17 protein-coding genes are annotated in these 17,136 nt (G+C 46.1%); 6 read left to right on the top strand and 11 right to left on the bottom strand.

Going from position 1 to position 17,136, the window contains the following annotated elements:
* Window positions 1–171: 171 nt before the first annotated feature.
* Entirely contained in the window at window positions 172–444 is a 273-nt protein-coding gene (locus FN124_RS11020; RefSeq protein WP_142684773.1) for a hypothetical protein, read from the bottom strand.
* Window positions 445–473: 29 nt separating this feature from the next.
* Between FN124_RS11020 and FN124_RS11015 the strand changes: the two genes are divergently transcribed.
* The 3 genes from FN124_RS11015 to chrA all read left to right on the top strand — a co-directional run bounded on the left by FN124_RS11015 (window position 474) and on the right by chrA (window position 3,513).
* Entirely contained in the window at window positions 474–995 is a 522-nt protein-coding gene (locus FN124_RS11015; RefSeq protein WP_142684772.1) for an ExbD/TolR family protein, read from the top strand.
* Window positions 996–1,038: 43 nt separating this feature from the next.
* The gene (locus FN124_RS11010; RefSeq protein WP_142684771.1) at window positions 1,039–1,995 is read left to right on the top strand and encodes an isopenicillin N synthase family dioxygenase; all 957 of its coding nucleotides are present in this window, start codon (window positions 1,039–1,041) and stop codon (window positions 1,993–1,995) included.
* Between the two features lie 324 nt (window positions 1,996–2,319).
* Window positions 2,320–3,513: a chromate efflux transporter gene (chrA, locus tag FN124_RS11005; protein WP_142684770.1), complete on the top strand. Its 1,194-nt coding sequence runs from the start codon at window positions 2,320–2,322 to the stop codon at window positions 3,511–3,513.
* Here the strand turns inward: chrA and FN124_RS11000 are convergent.
* From FN124_RS11000 to ku, 4 genes are read right to left on the bottom strand one after another with little or no spacing between them, the layout of a single operon-like run.
* Window positions 3,508–4,857, bottom strand: coding sequence for a sigma-54-dependent transcriptional regulator (locus tag FN124_RS11000; RefSeq protein ID WP_312847219.1), 1,350 nt, complete (start codon window positions 4,855–4,857; stop codon window positions 3,508–3,510). The genes chrA and FN124_RS11000 overlap by 6 nt on opposite strands.
* Before the next feature lie 16 nt (window positions 4,858–4,873).
* On the bottom strand, window positions 4,874–5,338 hold the full coding sequence (locus FN124_RS10995; RefSeq protein WP_142684769.1) for a DUF4199 domain-containing protein: 465 nt from the start codon (window positions 5,336–5,338) through the stop codon (window positions 4,874–4,876).
* 28 nt (window positions 5,339–5,366) lie between these two features.
* Window positions 5,367–7,883, bottom strand: coding sequence for a DNA ligase D (gene ligD / locus FN124_RS10990; protein ID WP_142684768.1), 2,517 nt, complete (start codon window positions 7,881–7,883; stop codon window positions 5,367–5,369).
* Window positions 7,880–8,665 (bottom strand): non-homologous end joining protein Ku, encoded by a 786-nt coding sequence (gene ku, locus FN124_RS10985; protein ID WP_142684767.1) that lies wholly within the window; start codon window positions 8,663–8,665, stop codon window positions 7,880–7,882. Before ku ends, ligD begins: the two co-directional genes overlap by 4 nt.
* A gap of 108 nt (window positions 8,666–8,773) precedes the next feature.
* Between ku and FN124_RS10980 the strand changes: the two genes are divergently transcribed.
* Entirely contained in the window at window positions 8,774–9,121 is a 348-nt protein-coding gene (locus FN124_RS10980) for a hypothetical protein (RefSeq protein WP_142684766.1), read from the top strand.
* 16 nt (window positions 9,122–9,137) lie between these two features.
* Here FN124_RS10980 and FN124_RS10975 read toward each other — a convergent pair whose 3' ends face one another.
* The 4 genes from FN124_RS10975 to FN124_RS10960 all read right to left on the bottom strand — a co-directional run bounded on the left by FN124_RS10975 (window position 9,138) and on the right by FN124_RS10960 (window position 11,946).
* Entirely contained in the window at window positions 9,138–10,196 is a 1,059-nt protein-coding gene (locus FN124_RS10975) for a DNA topoisomerase IB (protein ID WP_142684765.1), read from the bottom strand.
* Complete coding sequence (locus FN124_RS10970; protein ID WP_142684764.1) at window positions 10,189–11,055, bottom strand: SDR family oxidoreductase; 867 nt, start codon at window positions 11,053–11,055, stop codon at window positions 10,189–10,191. The genes FN124_RS10975 and FN124_RS10970 overlap by 8 nt, the downstream gene beginning before the upstream one ends.
* Window positions 11,056–11,133: 78 nt before the next feature.
* Entirely contained in the window at window positions 11,134–11,688 is a 555-nt protein-coding gene (locus FN124_RS10965; RefSeq protein ID WP_142684763.1) for a YciE/YciF ferroxidase family protein, read from the bottom strand.
* 30 nt (window positions 11,689–11,718) lie between these two features.
* Window positions 11,719–11,946, bottom strand: a complete 228-nt coding sequence (locus FN124_RS10960; protein ID WP_142684762.1) for a hypothetical protein — start codon at window positions 11,944–11,946, stop codon at window positions 11,719–11,721.
* 299 nt (window positions 11,947–12,245) lie between these two features.
* On the opposite strand from FN124_RS10960, the gene FN124_RS10955 reads away from it, so the two are divergent.
* Entirely contained in the window at window positions 12,246–13,685 is a 1,440-nt protein-coding gene (locus FN124_RS10955; RefSeq protein ID WP_142684761.1) for a sensor histidine kinase, read from the top strand.
* 66 nt (window positions 13,686–13,751) lie between these two features.
* A complete protein-coding gene (locus FN124_RS10950) occupies window positions 13,752–15,194 on the top strand; it encodes a hybrid sensor histidine kinase/response regulator (protein ID WP_142684760.1) in 1,443 nt (480 codons plus the stop codon).
* A gap of 50 nt (window positions 15,195–15,244) precedes the next feature.
* Here FN124_RS10950 and FN124_RS10945 read toward each other — a convergent pair whose 3' ends face one another.
* On the bottom strand, window positions 15,245–16,681 hold the full coding sequence (locus tag FN124_RS10945) for a sigma-54-dependent transcriptional regulator (protein ID WP_142684759.1): 1,437 nt from the start codon (window positions 16,679–16,681) through the stop codon (window positions 15,245–15,247).
* 79 nt (window positions 16,682–16,760) lie between these two features.
* Window positions 16,761–17,129, bottom strand: a complete 369-nt coding sequence (locus FN124_RS10940) for a response regulator (protein ID WP_260607396.1) — start codon at window positions 17,127–17,129, stop codon at window positions 16,761–16,763.
* Window positions 17,130–17,136 lie beyond the last annotated feature (7 nt).

Genomic DNA, 17,136 nt, shown 5'->3' with positions numbered 1-17,136 from the left:
GACTCAGGATTAGGATGATTAAGATGATTTTATTTTTGAGTTTTGGGTTATAGAAACAGATATTGGATTATAGCAATTTTTAAATTCGGGGAGATAGAAGCGGTATGCGCTTTTATCTCCCCGAAGTATTTTTAATCCAATATTGGCGAAAAGCGGGATCAATACCCGCTTCTATCTCCCAGTCATTAAAAGATCCTTTGCAATAAGATCCATATCCCGCCTACATCTCCTCACAAAAAATTCAAAATACAAAATCATTGAAATCATCCTAATCCTGAGCCTGACAACATCCGCTTTCATCTCCCAAAACTCAAAAAAATAAATCATTGAAATCATCCTAATCCTGAGCCAGACAACATCCGCGTAAAAGCGCCGAAGGCGCCCAACTCCCGCATTTATGGAATTATCCTTTCCCCGCATCTTTAACAACGAAAGCGCTTTCAACCAATTTCGTTTACCCAAAACCGTTATATATGGCTGAAATGAACACCGCCCCCCAAGGGGATAAAAGAGGTACCCGCAGCAATAAGAAATCTACACGTGTTGATATGACACCTATGGTAGACCTGGGGTTCCTGCTCATCACCTTTTTCATGCTTACCACTACAATGGCCAAGCCCAAAACAATGGACCTCGTTATGCCGAAAGATGAAGGGGATCCCATGTCGTTGCCTGCCAGAAAAGCGCTCACAGTGATCCTGGGGCCCAACGACCGTATCGCCTGGTATGAAGGTATTGGCGACGATCCCGCCACACCGCCACAGGTACATTACAGCAGCTACGCCAACCGTAACGGTATCCGCGATGTGATCATCCAAAAGAAAGCGGCCGTATACCAGGATTTCCATAAAAACGAACTGATGGTGCTTATCAAGGCCGGCAAAGCATCCAACTATAAGAATGTAGTGGATATTATGGATGAAATGCTCATCAATAAAGTAGACCGCTACGCAATGGTGGATATCAGCGATAAAGAGGCCGGCTACTTCAGATGAGCTATTTTTCCCTACCTTTATCGCTCCAAAACAATATTCAAATATGGCAACTACCCACTCTATCCCCTCAGTGGACCTGGCAGACTTCACTTCCGGAGATGCAGGACGAAAAGCAGCCTTTGTGCAGCAGTTAGGTAAAGCTTACGAAGAAGTTGGTTTTGTAGCGGTAAAGAATCATGGGATCCCTGATGAACTGATTGCGGACCTCTACAAATACGTACAGCAATTTTTCAAGCTGCCTGCCGATACCAAACACCGCTATGAAATTCCGGAACTGGCCGGGCAACGTGGCTACACGTCTTTCGGGAAAGAACATGCCAAAGGTTATGAAGCGCCTGATCTAAAGGAGTTTTTCCAGTTTGGCCAAACGGTGGAAGATAATGACCCCATCGGCTCGGAATACCCTGCCAACGTGCAGGTGGAAGAAGTGCCGGAGTTTACCCCTACCTTCTTTAAAGCATACCGCGGGTTTGAAAAATCCGGTAAATACCTGTTACAGGCTATCGCGCTGTTCCTGGGGCTGGATGAAACCTATTTTGATGATAAGATCCATAACGGTAACTCCATCCTGAGAGCCATCCACTACCCGCCTATCACACAGGAGCCTAAATCGGCTATCCGTGCGGAGCAGCATGAAGATATCAACCTCATCACTTTACTGGTGGGCGCTTCGGCCGACGGGCTCCAGATCCTGGATAAACAAAATAACTGGGTACCGGTTACCTCCCTTCCGGAGCAGATTGTAGTGAATGTGGGAGATATGCTGCAGCGGTTAACCAATAACCGTTTAAAATCCACAACACACAGGGTGGTGAACCCTCCCCGCGAAATGTGGAACACTTCCCGGTATTCGATCCCTTTTTTCCTGCATCCTAAATCCAATATGAAGCTGGATTGCCTGGAGAGCTGCGTTACTGCCAACAACGCGCTGGCATATGAGCCCATCACGGCAGGAGAATATCTGGATGAGCGTTTACGTGAAATAGGCTTAAAAAAATAAGGCTAAGCATAATAAAGTCCCGGTAAAGAGATTTTACCGGGACTTTATAAATATCCTGCGTATAAGCAAGTCTCTTCTTTAATGGTTCTTCCCTGATATGGTTATACTTTTAGATCCGAACATTTAACATGTTGGTGGGAAATTAACCTGTCTGACAAACTGATACAACGGACAAAAGGCCATATTCGTTATAATAAACACCGATATTACAAGTATTGTGCCTTTATTATTTGGAGAACTACCAATATTGGCAACGCCGTTGTATTTTGTCCGGATATTTGATTACCTTATAACCTGTCCAATCAGCATACACTAAAATAAACAGTGCTTCTACGTCATATACCTTTTCTTAAAGCCGTGCTATTACATAGCATCACCGCCTACGGAGGCCCGCAGGGCCACCTGGCTATGATGATGAAAACATTCGTACAGCAACGGAAAGATGTAACGGAGCAGGAGCTGATGGAATATAACGCTTTCTGCCAGCTGCTTCCCGGCGCTTCTTCTTCCCAAACCCTTACCTTAATAGGCTATAAGCGCGGCGGCGCCATACTGGCCATTATTACCCTGCTGATATGGATCTCCCCTGCCTGTTTGATCATGGGCTCCCTGAGCTTCCTGTTGCAGTATTTCGGCAAAAATGCGCTGCATACCGATATCTTTAAGTACGTACAGCCGATGGCGGTAGGCTTCCTGGCTTACGGCGGTATCCGCGCTTTCCGGATCAGCATTACCAGTATGGCCACTTTTGTGATCATGGTGGTATCCATGTTCACCGCCTTTTACCTGAAATCGCCCTGGACTTTCCCGGCGCTGATCATACTGGGTGGCATTGTTTCCAACTTCAGTAACAAACGTATTCCCGGCGTAGCGGAAAAGCCCCGTAAAATTCAATGGGGAAATATCTGGCTATTTGTGTCGTTGTTCATCCTGGCGGGGTTCCTGTCGGAGGTAGCCCGAACGCATGAATGGATCACCAGGCGCCCGTTTAATCTCTTTGAAAACTTTTACCGTTTCGGCAGCCTGGTTTTCGGCGGTGGCGATATCCTGATTGCTATGATGCTGGAACAGTATGTAACCCGCGCCAAATCCCAGTATCTTACAGCGGAGGAGCTACTTACCGGGGCAGGTATTATGCGGGCGCTTCCAGGCCCTACGTTTTCGATATCCGCCTATGTGGGTGGTATGGCAATGCGCAACCTGGGCATGGGTTACCAGTTCCTGGGCTGTATGATAGCCCCCATAGCCATTTTCCTGCCCAGTTTGTTGCTGGTATTATTTTTCTTCCCGATCTGGAACAACCTGAAAAGATATGTGGTGATATACCGCGCCCTGGAAGGGATTAACGCGGTGGTGGTGGGGATTATGTGGGCAGCCACCTTTATTCTCTTCTTTGTGATACCGGTTAACTGGTATAACCTGCTGATCATGGCCTGTACGCTGGCATTGCTTTGCCTTACCAGGGTGCCCTCTCCCTTTATCGTACTGGCGTGCCTGTTATTGGGCTGGCTGTTATGATGCGCTGATATTATATTCTTTGATCTTATTGTAGAGGGTAGTAAGGCCAATACCCATTAATTCAGCGGCCCGGGTTTTATTGCCTTTGGCATGGGCCAGCACGCGGATAATGTGCGCTTTTTCCATATCCGCCAGTTTCAGGGAAGATGCTTCTTCCCCGGTGCCCTGCTGGAAATCGAACGGCAGAACAGGAGTATCCAGTATATCCGTGTCCGTTAGGATAGCGGCTCTTTCAATAACATTACGCAGCTCCCTGATATTTCCCTTCCAGCTGTGCTGCTGCAATGCCTGCAGGAAAGCCGGTGTCATCCCGCTGATGCGTTTGTTCATTTTAGGGGCAATCTGCTGCAGGAACCAGCCGGCCAGCAATGGTATGTCTTTCCGGCGCTCATTCAGGGAAGGCAGTGAGATCTGGAAAGCAGATAACCGATAGTAGAGATCGGACCGGAAATGCCCCGCGGCGATCTCCTGCTCCAGTTGCCGGTTGGTAGCGGCTATAATACGTACATCTGTTTTGGTAGGCCTGGTTTCCCCTACTTTATAAAACTCCTGTGTTTCCAGTACCCGGAGCATTTTGGCCTGCAGCTCTATAGCCATCTCCCCGATTTCATCCAGGAAGATAGTTCCCCCGCGGGCTTCTTCAAAAAAACCTTTCTTATCTTTTACAGCACCTGTAAAAGCGCCGGCTACATGTCCGAACAGTTCACTTTCGAGGATCTCTTTACCAAAAGCGCTGCAGTTAACCGCTACAAAGGGTTGTTGCTGCCGATGGCTTCCCTGGTGGATGGCCTGTGCAAATACTTCCTTGCCGGCGCCTGTTTCGCCCAGCAACAACACGGTCATATCAGACGGGGCTACTTTCTCTGCCAATGCAATAGCTGCCTGTATTTCAGGTGATTCACCCAGGATACTGCCGAAGTTATATTTACCGCCTATTTTCTTTTCCAGTTCGCGGATGCGGAATTGCAGGCGGGCTTTATCCATTGCTTTGCTCACCAGTGGAAGGATGCGGTTATTGTCATCTCCCTTGGTGATATAATCAAAAGCCCCGTTTTTAATAGCCTGCACACCATCTGCGATGTTACCATATGCTGTAAGCACAATGGTTTCAATTTCGGGGTATTTAACGCGTATCTGGTGCACCAGTTCCACGCCATTACCGTCCGGCAGTTTCACATCCGACAGGATCACCTGTACTTCTTCTTTTTCCAGGATCTTTAAAGCAGACCTTACATTGCCTGCTTCGTGAAGCGTATACCCTTCCAGGGCCAGCAGGCGGCTTAAGAGCCTACGCAGCTGGTCTTCATCATCAATTATTAAAATATGGCCTTTTGACATAGCCATGCAAAGATAATAGTTCCTATGGCTTCTTCGGTTTATCTGTTTTCTGGTTAGCTTTAAAAACAAGACCTCCAAGCAAGGCTGCTACTACTCCAACAAAGATGTTTACAAACAATACATTTCCCAGGAAATAGATCCAGAAATTATCTTTAACGGTATCTTCCTCTACCAGTGTATGCGCAGGGTTTCCACCTACTACCAGGTGAAAGATGAGCAGGAAAACGGCATATATAGCTGTTGCGATCAGCGTGGTACGCCATCCCATGGTAAAAGACGAGGTGGCAGAAGCTCTTTCTTTATGTACCCGGTTATAATGGATAATAGAGATGAGCACGCCAAGAAACATGATAAGATTGCCAAAATATCCCATCCACAAATTGCCATACAATTTCGTTATATAAAAGATAAGGGTGAAAACAATGCAAATTGCTCCAAGAATAAAACCATAGGCTGGTAATGCTTTTGAAGATAAAGGCTTTTCCATAACATCAGTATTTAAATGAACAAAATGATCAGGCATGCGCACTGCTTTCTATTTCACGGATTACCTTACGCAAGTCATTCTTAACACTTTTAATATCGTGCCATAAGTCGCCGGTTTCGTTTAACCGTTCCAGTGAGTTGTGAATATTGAAGTCGCTGATACGGAGCTTCTCATTTACTTCTTTCCATAAAAGCGGCATAGACACGGTGGCACCGGGTTTGGGGCGGGCAGAGTAAGGGGCCGCCACAGTTTGTCCTTTGCTGTTCTGTAAAAAGTCGATATATACTTTTTTATTCCTGGCGCTTTTTGCACGGACCACACTGGTGCTTCGGGGCAACTCCTCATTAACATGACGTGCAATATATTCCGCAAACAGCCGGGTGCTCTCATAGGGATATTTAGCTGCCACAGGCACATAAATATGCAAACCGGTAGAGCCGGAAGTTTTACAGAAAGAAGTGATGTTGAAACTGTCCAGCATATCTTTGATATGCAGCGCAGTTTCTATCACGTATTTGAAATCAATATTCTCCGGATCAAGATCCAGGATCATGAAATCAGGCTTATCCAGGTTGTTTAGTCTTGATAGCCAGGGATTTATTTCTATGCAACCGAGGTTAACCATATAGGCCAGTGCAGCCTCGTTGTTACACAGCAGGTAGTCTACATCCTTACCGGTGGAATCTGCACGCAGCGGCACACTTTTTATCCATGCGGGGGTTTGTTCCAGGTTAAGGTCCTTCTGATAAAAAGCGGGGCCTTTGATGCCATTGGGAAAACGGTGCAGCGACTGTGGCCGGTCTTTCAGGTGAGGCAGCATGTACTTTGCCACCGACAGGTAGTAATCGATCAGCTGTCCCTTCGAGATCTGCTCATCCGGCCAGTACAGCTTAGTTTGATTGGTAAGCAATACCTTCCTGCCGTTGAGCGTAAGGGTGCGTTCTTTTTCAATAACAGTAGCCATGGTTATCTTTTTTGCTGTTTCAGGATGTACATCTTTAGCCGGCTTATCGTCCCGGAGACCAAGAAAAACCGGTTGCCGCAGGTGCCCGTCGCCGGTCCATTCCTGGAATTTCACCTGGCATACCAGCCGGGGCTTTACCCATGTAACCGGCATATTGGTGCCCACCTTTTCAGAAAAGGGGGAGGTTTTGCTGATAAGGGGCTGCAGCCGGTTATACAGCATGCCGATGGTTTCCTCATTCAGCCCGCCTCCGCAATGGCCGATATACTTCAGTTTTTTGTTTTCATACATACCAAGCACCAGCGCTCCTATCTGTTTCCTGCTGCCACGGGGCGCAGTATAGCCGCATATCAGCGCCTCCTGTTCATTTACGATCTTTATCTTCAGCCACTCCATTCCCCTCCTACCTTCTTCATATATACTATCTGCTTTTTTGGCTATGACACCTTCCCATCCCTGTTGCCGGGCTTTTTCAAAAAAGCTTTTTCCATTCTTTAAAACATGCGGAGAAAAGCGGACCGTTTTATCATTTAATTCAGCTACTATATCTTTAAGCAGGCTTTTCCTTTCCAGCAGGGGCAGGTGCTGCAGTTCATTCCCGTCGAGGTGGAGGAGGTCAAACACCACGTATACCAGTTTTCCTTTGCCTGTAGACCGGAAATTCTGCAGGGTTTGAAAGTGTGATCTGCCTTTATTATCCAGTACAATAATCTCTCCGTCGAGCACCACATTATGCGAAATTTTCTCTACGGCGGCCACTACCGCAGGATAGTGATCATTGAACGGTTTTTCATTACGGGAGTAAAGTGTGGCCTTATGGTTTTTCACGCTGGCAATAGCGCGGTAGCCGTCCCATTTGGTTTCAAAAAGCCAGCTGGTATCATCAAATGGTTCGCTCACCAGGGTGGTGAGCATGGGCTTATATATTTTCTTCATCCGCTGAACACTACGGGTGGCCTTCTTTTCCGGCTTTGCTTCCACTACGGTTGCTGATTTTTTTTTTGCCACCTTCGCGGCAGCTTTATTTTTTTCACCCTGTGCTTTTATACGTTCCGGCGTATAGTCTTCACTGTTATATTCATCCACAGCATATTTGTCTTTGTGCTTGATCAGCAGCCAGGCATTTTCTTCGCGGCCCTTCATCTTTACCAGTGCAAATTCTCCTTTTAATTTTTTCCCTTTCATTACAATCTTAAGATCGCCGGATTTCAGTTCCCGGAGGGCTTCTTTATCAAAGCTTTTTCCATTGGGGTTCATCAGCTCAAATGTGCCTTTATCCCAGATGTATACAGTACCTGCGCCGTAGTTGCCGGCAGGAATGGTTCCTTCAAAATCTTTATAATCGTAAGGATGATCTTCCACTTCCATAGCCAGTCTTTTGTTTGCCGGGTTCATGGAGGGGCCTTTGGGTATGGCCCAGCTTTTCAGCACGCCGTTTACTTCCAGTCTGAAATCGTAGTGCAGCCGGGAAGCGTGATGGCGCTGTACTACAAAAATATGTTTCCCATCCACCGGGGCGCCGGTGAGGGGTTCAGTAGTTTCTTTGAAGTTCCGTTTCTTTTTGTATTCCGACAGGCTCATGATGCACGTTTTTTAGCAGCGGGCTTGCCACCAAGACTGGCTTTCAGCTGATCAAACAGGTTGTCGCTCTTGGTATGCACCACACGCATTTTCTTCACTACAGGTTTCTTACCGCCGGCTTTTGCTTTTATAATTTTGAGCAGTTCTGCTTTGTATTCATCTTTATACTGGCTGATATCAAATTCGGTGGTGTATTGCTTTACCAGTTCTATGGCCATATCCAGTTCTTTCTTGGCCAGTTTCACATGTGTGGGCAGGGTAAGATCAGTGGCCGGGCGGATCTCCTCTGCAAAGCGGAGCTGTTGCAGCAGCAGGTAGTTTTCCCGTGGCCTTATCACTGCCAGGTGTTCCTGTGAACGCAGTACAAAGCGGCTGATACCTGCTTTACCGGTTTTCTCCAGTGTTTGTTGCAGCAAAGCATATGCTTTTTCGCCACCTTTGGCGGGTTCAATGAAATAAGGATTTTCAAAATAGATATCATCGATCTCTGTTTCTTCCACAAAAGATTCTATCTCGATGATCTTACTTTTCTTTGGGCTGGCAGCTTCAAAATCTTCTTCTTCCAGTATAACATATTCATCTTTATACAAATAGCCTTTTACAATCTGTTCCCAGGGCACTTCTTTGCCTGTATCTTCATTAATACGCTGGTATTTGATATGCGCCCCGTTCTTGCTGTCCAGCATGTCCAGGTCCAGGCGGCTGTCCTGGGTGGCGCTGAATAATTTCACCGGGATATTTACCAACCCGAATCCTATAGATCCTGACCATATAGCTCTCATAATATGATAGTTTTGGTATTAAATAAAAGTTAACACAAATGGTACCATGATCTTAAAACACTGCGGCATAACTTTTGGTTTTCTAATCTTCAACTAAAACCTTTTTTTATGGAAAAGCCAGGCGAAATGACAACTTTAACAAGGGTATTGGAGAAGCTGCATGAAAAGGGATTTGATCACGAATTAAAGATGAGTGATCACGGAAGATTGCAGAATACGGAAGAGCAGAAGATCTATAACCCGGATGACCTGACTATCATTAAAACCTATCGTTTTGAAGGAGAGTCAGACCCTTCTGATTCCTCAGTTTTGTATGTAATGGAAGACCAGGATGGCAATAAGGGCTATGTACTGGACGCTTACGGCGCTTACAGTTCACACGAAGAAGCAGGTTTTGACGAGTTTATCAAGAAAATAAAGGTAGAAGACAGAGAAGAACAGCTGATATTTGAATAGCATTTGAGGCCTGTAATCAGGTTTCCTTCAAAAATTGCAGGAGCACCTTTTCATCCGCATGTAACCCGCCACTGGCGGGTTTATTGCGTTTAGCCCTCAGCTGTTGCAGCCATGGCTCCAGTTCACCGGCTTCATAAGCCTTCAGTATCTGCGGATGGATGTAATATTTTTTGCAGACGGCGCGGGTATTCCCCAGTTTGCCCGCCACACCGTCGATTATCGCTACAATATTCCGGCGGCATTCCGTAATGGATGCGTAAGGCGTGAGGTCTGCCAGCAGGTTTAGCGCGTTCACGGTACCTGCCCAGGTGCGGAAATCTTTACAGGTAAATTCATGCTCGTCGCAGCATTGTTTTATATAATCATTTACTTCGCCGGAGTCGAGTGCTTTATGTTCACCGTTTTCATCATAATACTGGAATAGTACCTGGCCGGGAATATCCTGTACTTTTTTCAGGAGCTTCGCCAATGTGGCATCGTGCAGCTCTATTTTATGTTCCACGCCTTTCTTCCCGCGGAATCTGAAAAAGGCTTTGCTGCCGTTGATCTTTACATGTTTATCCCGCAGGGTGGTGAGGCCATGGGAGCCGTATAGTTTTTCGTAGGAGGAGTTACCTACCCTGATAAGCGTTTCCTCCATTACAGATAAGGCAATGGCGATCACTTTGTTTTTATCCAGCGAGCTGTGTTTTAAATCTTCGTGTATCCGTTTCCGTATGTATGGCAGTTTTTCTCCGAACTGCCGGAGGCGGTAGTATTTGGTTTCATTGCGGGCCTTTCCCCAATCGGTATGATAGCGGTATTGCTTACGTCCTTTTGCATCGGTGCCGGTGGCCTGCAGATGGCCATTTGCCCAGGTGCAGATCCATACATTTTCCCAGGCAGGCGGCAGTACCAGGCTACGGATACGGTGCAGCACCTCTTCATCTTTCACCTGTTTCCCGTCGGGGTCCAGGTAAATAAAATCCTTTCCTTTACGGACTCGGGTATAGCCCGGAGTGTTCCCTTTTACGTACCGCAGCTTTACAGAGCGGGCTACGGCTATGGGGTCTGTTATCTGATCTGTATTAACCATTTACGATCTCCCCTCCGTTGGGATGCAGGATCTGGCCGGTAATATAACTGGCATCGTCGCTGGCCAGGAATACATAACAGGGGGCTACTTCCACGGGTTGACCGGTGCGTTTCATGGGTACATCCGTACCAAATTTTGCCACTTCGTCTGCAGTAAAGGTAGCAGGTATAAGCGGGGTCCAGATAGGGCCCGGCGCCACCCCATTTACCCGGATACCTTTTTCCGACAGGGAGGCCGACAACGACCTCACAAAAGAAACGATAGCGCCCTTGGTGGAGCTGTAATCTATCAGGTGGCTGCTGCCGCGGTAAGCGGTAACGGAAGTAGTGCAAATAATACTGCTGCCTTTGGGTAAATACGGAAGGGCTGCTTTGGTAAGATAAAAATGCGGGTAAATATTGGTTTCAAAAGTTTTGTGCAGCTGGCTGGCACTTATATCTTCGATACCTTTTTGCGGATATTGAACTGCCGCATTATTCACCAGTATATCTATCTTCTTAAATTTCTTTATCACCTGCTTTATGATATCATTACAATGCTTTTCATTGCTGATATCGCCGGCAATAAGCATACATTCCCGGCCTGCCAGGGAAATGTGCTCGCAGGTGGTTTCTGCGTCTGTATGCTCGTTAAAATAAGCAATGGCCACATCTGCACCTTCTTTAGCAAAAGCAACCGCTACGGCCCGGCCGATACCGCTATCACCGCCGGTGATAAGGGCCACTTTATTGTGCAGTTTGCCTTTCTTCGGACTGTTCTTTTTAAACACCGGCGCCGGATCCATGGCCTCTTCGAGGCCGGGTTGGACTGATTGTTCCCGTGCGGGTCTTACCGGTTTTTTGGGATTCGTTTTTTGCATATCATCGGGTTAAAAAAAGTCCCTGCATATAACAGGGACCTTGCAGTTTCCATTAACAATTATACAAACTCCGTTAACCTACTCGGCTGCAGCTTCCTCGTTTACAGTAGATTCAGCTACCTCTGAGAGCAGGCTGTCAGCATTCTTTTCTTCCTTCAGTGTTTGCTCCAGCAGTTTAGCCACCTGGGAATGTCCCATTACATTGGCAAGTGTGCGTAAGCTGCCGTATGCAGATATTTCGTAGTGTTCAATTTTCTGGGAGGCGATGATAATACCGGCATCTCTCACGGCGCTATCTTCGTCGGTATCAGCTACTACTTCCTGTCCTTCGGCGATCAGTCCTTCCATAGCTTCACATTTCTTTGCCTGGGGTTTTTTACCCAGTAATTCAAACACCTGTTCCAGCCTGGCTACATGTTCCTTTGTTTCTTCCAGGTGGTTCCCAATACAGGTGCTCAACTCTTCTGAGGTAGCGGCTTTCTGCATTTTAGGCAGGGCTTTTACCAGGTTTTTCTCTGCCCAGTAGATGTCTTTTAATTCATCCATAAACAGTTCATGGAATTTGGAGTCCGGCATTTTTTCACTGCCTGTTTTTCTGGCGGTGCCATTGCTGGCTGATTTTGTGGTAGGCATTGTAACAGAATTTTTTAGATGAAAGAATGGTTAATGTTTATCAGGTGATTGTTTTTTAAAAGCTTGTTCCTGTTCCCCGGTGGCCTGCGGATTGGCAGGTGTATGAGGCGTATCCCTGTCCGGTATTTCCCGGGGAATGGGCTCAATTTCCGGCTTGTCAGGCGGTGGCTGAACAGGCGGTGGGTCTTCCTTTCCCGGCTGTTGTTTTTCGGGCGTTGGATCAGGAATGGGCTGTTTATTTTTATCCGGGTTATTCATAACTCATAGTTTTACTTGTTAAGATTACTATTAGTTATCCAAAGTTCATTCCACTAGCGGGAAGCGCTGTTTTTATCACAAAAAGCTGGTTCTAAAACCCGCTACCACAGGGCATTACAACACCGCTCCGTCTCTGCAGTAATTGTTGGCCAGCTGTGTTCGCAGGGCTTGTAGAATTTACCGTCATTCTGTGGAATATGTTGCTCAGAAAGGCGTTCGCGGAAAATGGTACTTTTTAGTATTGAAATTCACACATAAATAGTAACTTGAAATGCTTTCTCAATATCTTATACATACAGATGCATTTTTCGGTACACAAAAAAATACGCCTAGGTTTTTTCCTCGCATTTACGGTCATCGTGGCCGCCTCCGTATTTTCTTACCTGGTGGCCAAGAACCTGCTGGATAATGCCGGCCGGCTGAATCATGCCATTGAGGTATCCAAGCGGCTGGAAGTGATCACCCGGCAGCTTAAGGAGGCCGAGGCGGCCATCAGGGGATATACGCTTACGAAAGACAGCTCCTTCCTTGACCCCAGTATGCAGGAACGCAGTAACAGGATTGAAAGGGAATATCTCCTGCTCCGGAAAATCACCTCTGACAACCCGGCGCAGCAAAAGCACCTGGATACGCTTCGCCGGTTACTGGCTATCAAATACCAGCAACTGCAAATGGGCGGAGAAAATTCAACGCAGGTAAAACAGCTTTCAAAAGTGAAAGAAGGGGAAAAATCAATGGATCTTATTGATAAAAAGGTGCGTGATATGACCCGGATTGAAGAAAGCCTGGTACAGGAAAAATCGGAACTGTTTCATTTCTTTGCCGTGATGTGGGTACCTATGATCCTCATCTCATCACTGGTAGCCATTCTGATAGGTATTTACTCCTATATCACCTTAACCCGGGAATTCAAATTGCAGCTGCATATTGAAAGCAGGATGAAATCGTACCAACGCGACCTGCAGCAGAATATTTCCCTGCTGAACAAAACCAACCAGGAGCTGGAACAATTCGCCTATGTGGCTTCGCACGACCTGCAGGAGCCGTTACGCAAGATATCTACCTTCAGCGACCGGCTGCAGATAAAATATAAGGAGCAGCTGCCGCCGGATGCCATCCAGCTGATAGACCGTATGGTATCTGCTGTTTCGAGGATGCGGGTGCTGATCAATGATCTGCTGGTTTTTTCCAGGGCGGGCCGTATTACCCCTGAGAGCATTACTCCTGTAGACATGAACAAGCTGTTGCAGGAAGTGATCAGCGACCTGGAGGTAACACTGGAGGAAAAGAACGTACAGGTAAAATACGACCAGCTGCCTGTAATTGAAGGCAGTGACACCTCTTTTCATCAGCTGTTCCAGAACCTGCTGGCCAATTCCATTAAATTTGCTAGCCCCGACAGGCGCCTGAAAATCAATATCCATCACCAGCTGCTACTGGGGAAGGAATTGGGGATTGTAAAGGAAAGCCGCTGGGACGACAGCTATTGCCGTATTAGCATTGAGGACAATGGTATTGGTTTTGAGCAGGCTTATGCCGACCGGATATTTCTTATTTTCCAGCGCTTACATGGTATCAGTGAATATTCGGGCACAGGTATCGGACTGGCTATCTGTAAAAAAATTGTAGACAGTCACAACGGTTTCATACAAGCCTATGGCGACCCGGGGAAGGGCGCCACCTTTGTTGTTATTTTGCCGTTAAAACACAGAAACAGGAATAATGAAGCCGCTGATTAATAAAGCTTAGCACCGTTATTGCTGTAATTTTTTGTCTTTAATTGCCAAATTCTCTAATCTCTTACGATGAACGAGCGCCCGATACACATTCTAATGATAGACGATGACGAAGATGACTTCTTTCTCGTAACTGAATTACTGCAAGATATTTCACCCGGGCAATATTTATTGGAATGGGCATCCACTTACCAGAAAGGATTAGCGGCTATAGAAGAAAGCACACATGATGTGCTCCTTGTAGATTACCGGCTGGGACTAAATACCGGTATAGATATTCTTCGCAGGTTAAACGAAATGCCTCATCAACCACCGGTAATCATGCTTACCGGGAAGGGGGATTATAATATTGACCGGGAAGCCATGCAGGCAGGTGCCTATGATTACCTGGTAAAAGGCGAAATGACGGCCGACCTGCTGGAGAGGTCCATCCGCTATGCGCTCGATGAATTTAACCATCGCCGGTCTATTGAAGAAAGTGAAAAAAAATACTACGGCATTTTTGAAAAAGCGCACGACCTGATAGTACTGGCCGATTGCGACCGGAATATTATTGACGCCAATCCCGCAGCCTTAAGAACCCTTCACTACAGCAGGGAACAAATACTTAAACTGCATCTGCGCGATCTTTTTATTTCCAAAGAACAAAGTGAGAATTTCCTGGATAACATCTGTAACAGTGGTACCGCCAATTCACAGGAATATGATTTCAGAACTGAAGATAACAAAAAACTGGTAGTGCTGATCAATGCAGTAATGCTGGATGAAGCCGCACAAATATTTCTTTGCGTGATCCAGGACATTACAGATAAAAAAAGGGAAGAACAGGAGAAACAACACCAGGAAAAGTTTGTGATCACCGGTCGCATTGCCAGGGTGATTGCCCATGAGGTGAGAAATCCGCTGACTAACATCCTGCTGGCGGTAAGCCAGTTTAAGGAAGAAGAGCAGGTGGTGGCTAATGATGATACGCTGATGTATACAGATATCATTGAGCGTAACTGTACCCGGATTAACCAGCTGATCACAGAACTGCTGCACAGTACCCGCATGATTGAGCTGCATGTGGAGCCGCACGGGATCAATGCACTGATAGAAAAAGCATTGTTACTATCCAACGACCGGCTGCAATTAAATGAAATGCGGGTGGAAAAGAACCTGGTAGCACCTGATGTAATGATCAATGCAGACGAGGAAAAAGTAGTTATTGCATTCCTGAATATTATTATCAACGCCATTGAGGCAATGGTACCGGGGAAAGGTGTACTTACCATCACTACCGCGCTTAGCCAGGACAAGGTGAAACTGATGATCCGGGATAACGGTTCCGGCATTGCGGAAGACAAACTGGCGCGTTTATTTGATCCTTTCTATACCAGTAAGGCGAAAGGCACCGGGCTGGGGCTTACCAGCACACAAAATATCCTATTAAACCACAAAGGAACGATACACGTGGATAGTGAGCAGGGAAAGGGGTCAGTGTTTACGATAGCTATTCCGGTACTGGGATAAATTCATTTCCCGGCAAACAGGCGTTTACCGGGAAATAAAAGAAAACATGATCAGTAATTTATATTCAGCAACCTCAATTTATTATAGAGGGTTTTACGATCTATATTCAATACCTGCGCTGCTTTTGTTTTATTATACTTCACTTCTTTCAGCACATTTATAATCTTATTGTATTCTGCCTGCAGCGCTACTGTTTTAAGGTCATTATCATTGGAGATAAGCGCCAGTTCACCGGATACATGCACTTCCTCCGGAACCTGGTTAAATGATTCCTTCATTTCCAGGGGTAATGCTATCATGGTAATATCTTCCATTTCCGGCGTAAGTAAACAGGCTCTCCTGATCACATTTTTCAATTCACGGATATTACCTGGCCAGTTGTATTGCTGGAAGCAATCCCACACTTCAGAAGAAATTTTACCACATGATTTATCCAGTTCTCTTTCCACCTGGTTTACAAAAGCGGTGGTGAACAGTGGAAGATCTTCCCGACGCTCTCTTAAAGGCGGAATATAAATAGTGAATTCATTCAGACGATGGAAAAGGTCTTCCCTGAATTTGCCACGCTGTACTGATTCGGAGAGCTTTTCATTGGAAGCTACTATGATGCGTACATCAATCGGTACTTCCTTTAAGCTACCCACCCTGCGTATCACTTTTTCCTGCAGCACACGCAGCAGGGCTACCTGTATATCGTATGATAAATTAGAGATTTCATCGAGGAAAAGGGTACCGCCCTGTGCCTGTTCGAAGGCGCCTATTTTGGTATTGATAGCGCCGGTAAATGAGCCTTTTTCATGACCAAACAATTCGCTGGCCGCCAGCTCCTTGGAGAGGCTGCCACAATCAAGCGCCACAAATGGTTGCTGGCTTCTTTTACTGTGATGATGGATAAGATGGGCTACGGATTCCTTACCGGTCCCGGTTTCCCCAAAAATGATGACACTATAATCAGTAGGCGCCACCAGTTTGATCTGTCTTATCAGCTCTTTTGCTCCTTCGCTTTCTCCATAAACATACTTATTGTTCTTGTCGTCCTGGTTACGCGACAGTAATGTTTCCCGTACTACTTCAGGCTCGCTGCCAGACTCCACTGGTCTGGAGGCTCGTCTTTCCTGTTCGGCCTCTTTATGGGCAAAGGCTTTGTGTACGAGGTTCAGGATCTCATCAGGGTACAAGGGTTTGGAAAGATAATCGTATGCACCGTTTTTCACCATTTCCACAGCCACTCTTACATCTGTATAACCGGTAATAATGATAACAATGGTAGAAGGATTTATCTGGTGGATATCCTGCAGTAATTGTGCGCCATCTGTGTCCTTCAGCCTGTAGTCGCACAGTACAAGGTCATAGGTTTTTTCCTTCAGCATTTTGAGTGCAGCACCGCCTGTCATGGTGGTATCTACATCAAAACCGTGTTTCCCGAGAAATTTACTCAGTAATGTACAGATGTTAATTTCGTCGTCTATAATTAGAATATTTTTCATACTTCTTTAATATAGTGGTAATTGGCAACTGAATAGCTGGTTAAAATTACTGATTGTAACTAAAGTCGTTCTCAGCTTTTTATTTGGTTATTTTGATACTCCCCATCAGTTCATCCACATTTTTGAGGCTGAAAGGTTTGGCCAGGAAAAACGCAGCACCAGCCTTAAGGGCGGTTTGTTTCTCCATGGCATTGTCATAAGCACTGATAGTGATCACGGGAAGCGTGGGACAACGTTCCTTGATCACCGGCAATGCTTCCAGGCCCGATCCGTCGGGCAGGTGGATATCCAGGAACAGGAGGTCGGGCTGATGTTTGAAAATGGATCTCATCCCCTCCCCCAGTTCATGTACATATTTGACACTATATCCATGACGTACAAGCGTTAATTGCAATAATCTGCATATATCAGGCTCATCGTCTATAATCAATATACTGGGATACTTCATGCTATTG

Source organism: Chitinophaga polysaccharea, assembly GCF_902150045.1.
GTDB lineage: Bacteria > Bacteroidota > Bacteroidia > Chitinophagales > Chitinophagaceae > Chitinophaga > Chitinophaga polysaccharea_A.
Note: the sequence above shows the minus strand (reverse complement) of the source record. Positions and strands in the feature narration are given on the sequence as shown.

Coding starts and splice junctions, on each gene's coding strand:
- FN124_RS11015 (WP_142684772.1), top strand. CDS start 474: ATGGCTGAAATGAACACCGCCCCCCAAGGGGATAAAAGAGGTACCCGC.
- FN124_RS11010 (WP_142684771.1), top strand. CDS start 1,039: ATGGCAACTACCCACTCTATCCCCTCAGTGGACCTGGCAGACTTCACT.
- FN124_RS11000 (WP_312847219.1), bottom strand. CDS start 4,857: ATGGCTATGTCAAAAGGCCATATTTTAATAATTGATGATGAAGACCAG.
- FN124_RS10995 (WP_142684769.1), bottom strand. CDS start 5,338: ATGGAAAAGCCTTTATCTTCAAAAGCATTACCAGCCTATGGTTTTATT.
- ligD (WP_142684768.1), bottom strand. CDS start 7,883: ATGAGCCTGTCGGAATACAAAAAGAAACGGAACTTCAAAGAAACTACT.
- ku (WP_142684767.1), bottom strand. CDS start 8,665: ATGAGAGCTATATGGTCAGGATCTATAGGATTCGGGTTGGTAAATATC.
- FN124_RS10980 (WP_142684766.1), top strand. CDS start 8,774: ATGGAAAAGCCAGGCGAAATGACAACTTTAACAAGGGTATTGGAGAAG.
- FN124_RS10975 (WP_142684765.1), bottom strand. CDS start 10,196: ATGGTTAATACAGATCAGATAACAGACCCCATAGCCGTAGCCCGCTCT.
- FN124_RS10970 (WP_142684764.1), bottom strand. CDS start 11,055: ATGCAAAAAACGAATCCCAAAAAACCGGTAAGACCCGCACGGGAACAA.
- FN124_RS10965 (WP_142684763.1), bottom strand. CDS start 11,688: ATGCCTACCACAAAATCAGCCAGCAATGGCACCGCCAGAAAAACAGGC.
- FN124_RS10960 (WP_142684762.1), bottom strand. CDS start 11,946: ATGAATAACCCGGATAAAAATAAACAGCCCATTCCTGATCCAACGCCC.
- FN124_RS10955 (WP_142684761.1), top strand. CDS start 12,246: ATGCATTTTTCGGTACACAAAAAAATACGCCTAGGTTTTTTCCTCGCA.
- FN124_RS10950 (WP_142684760.1), top strand. CDS start 13,752: ATGAACGAGCGCCCGATACACATTCTAATGATAGACGATGACGAAGAT.
- FN124_RS10945 (WP_142684759.1), bottom strand. CDS start 16,681: ATGAAAAATATTCTAATTATAGACGACGAAATTAACATCTGTACATTA.
- FN124_RS10940 (WP_260607396.1), bottom strand. CDS start 17,129: ATGAAGTATCCCAGTATATTGATTATAGACGATGAGCCTGATATATGC.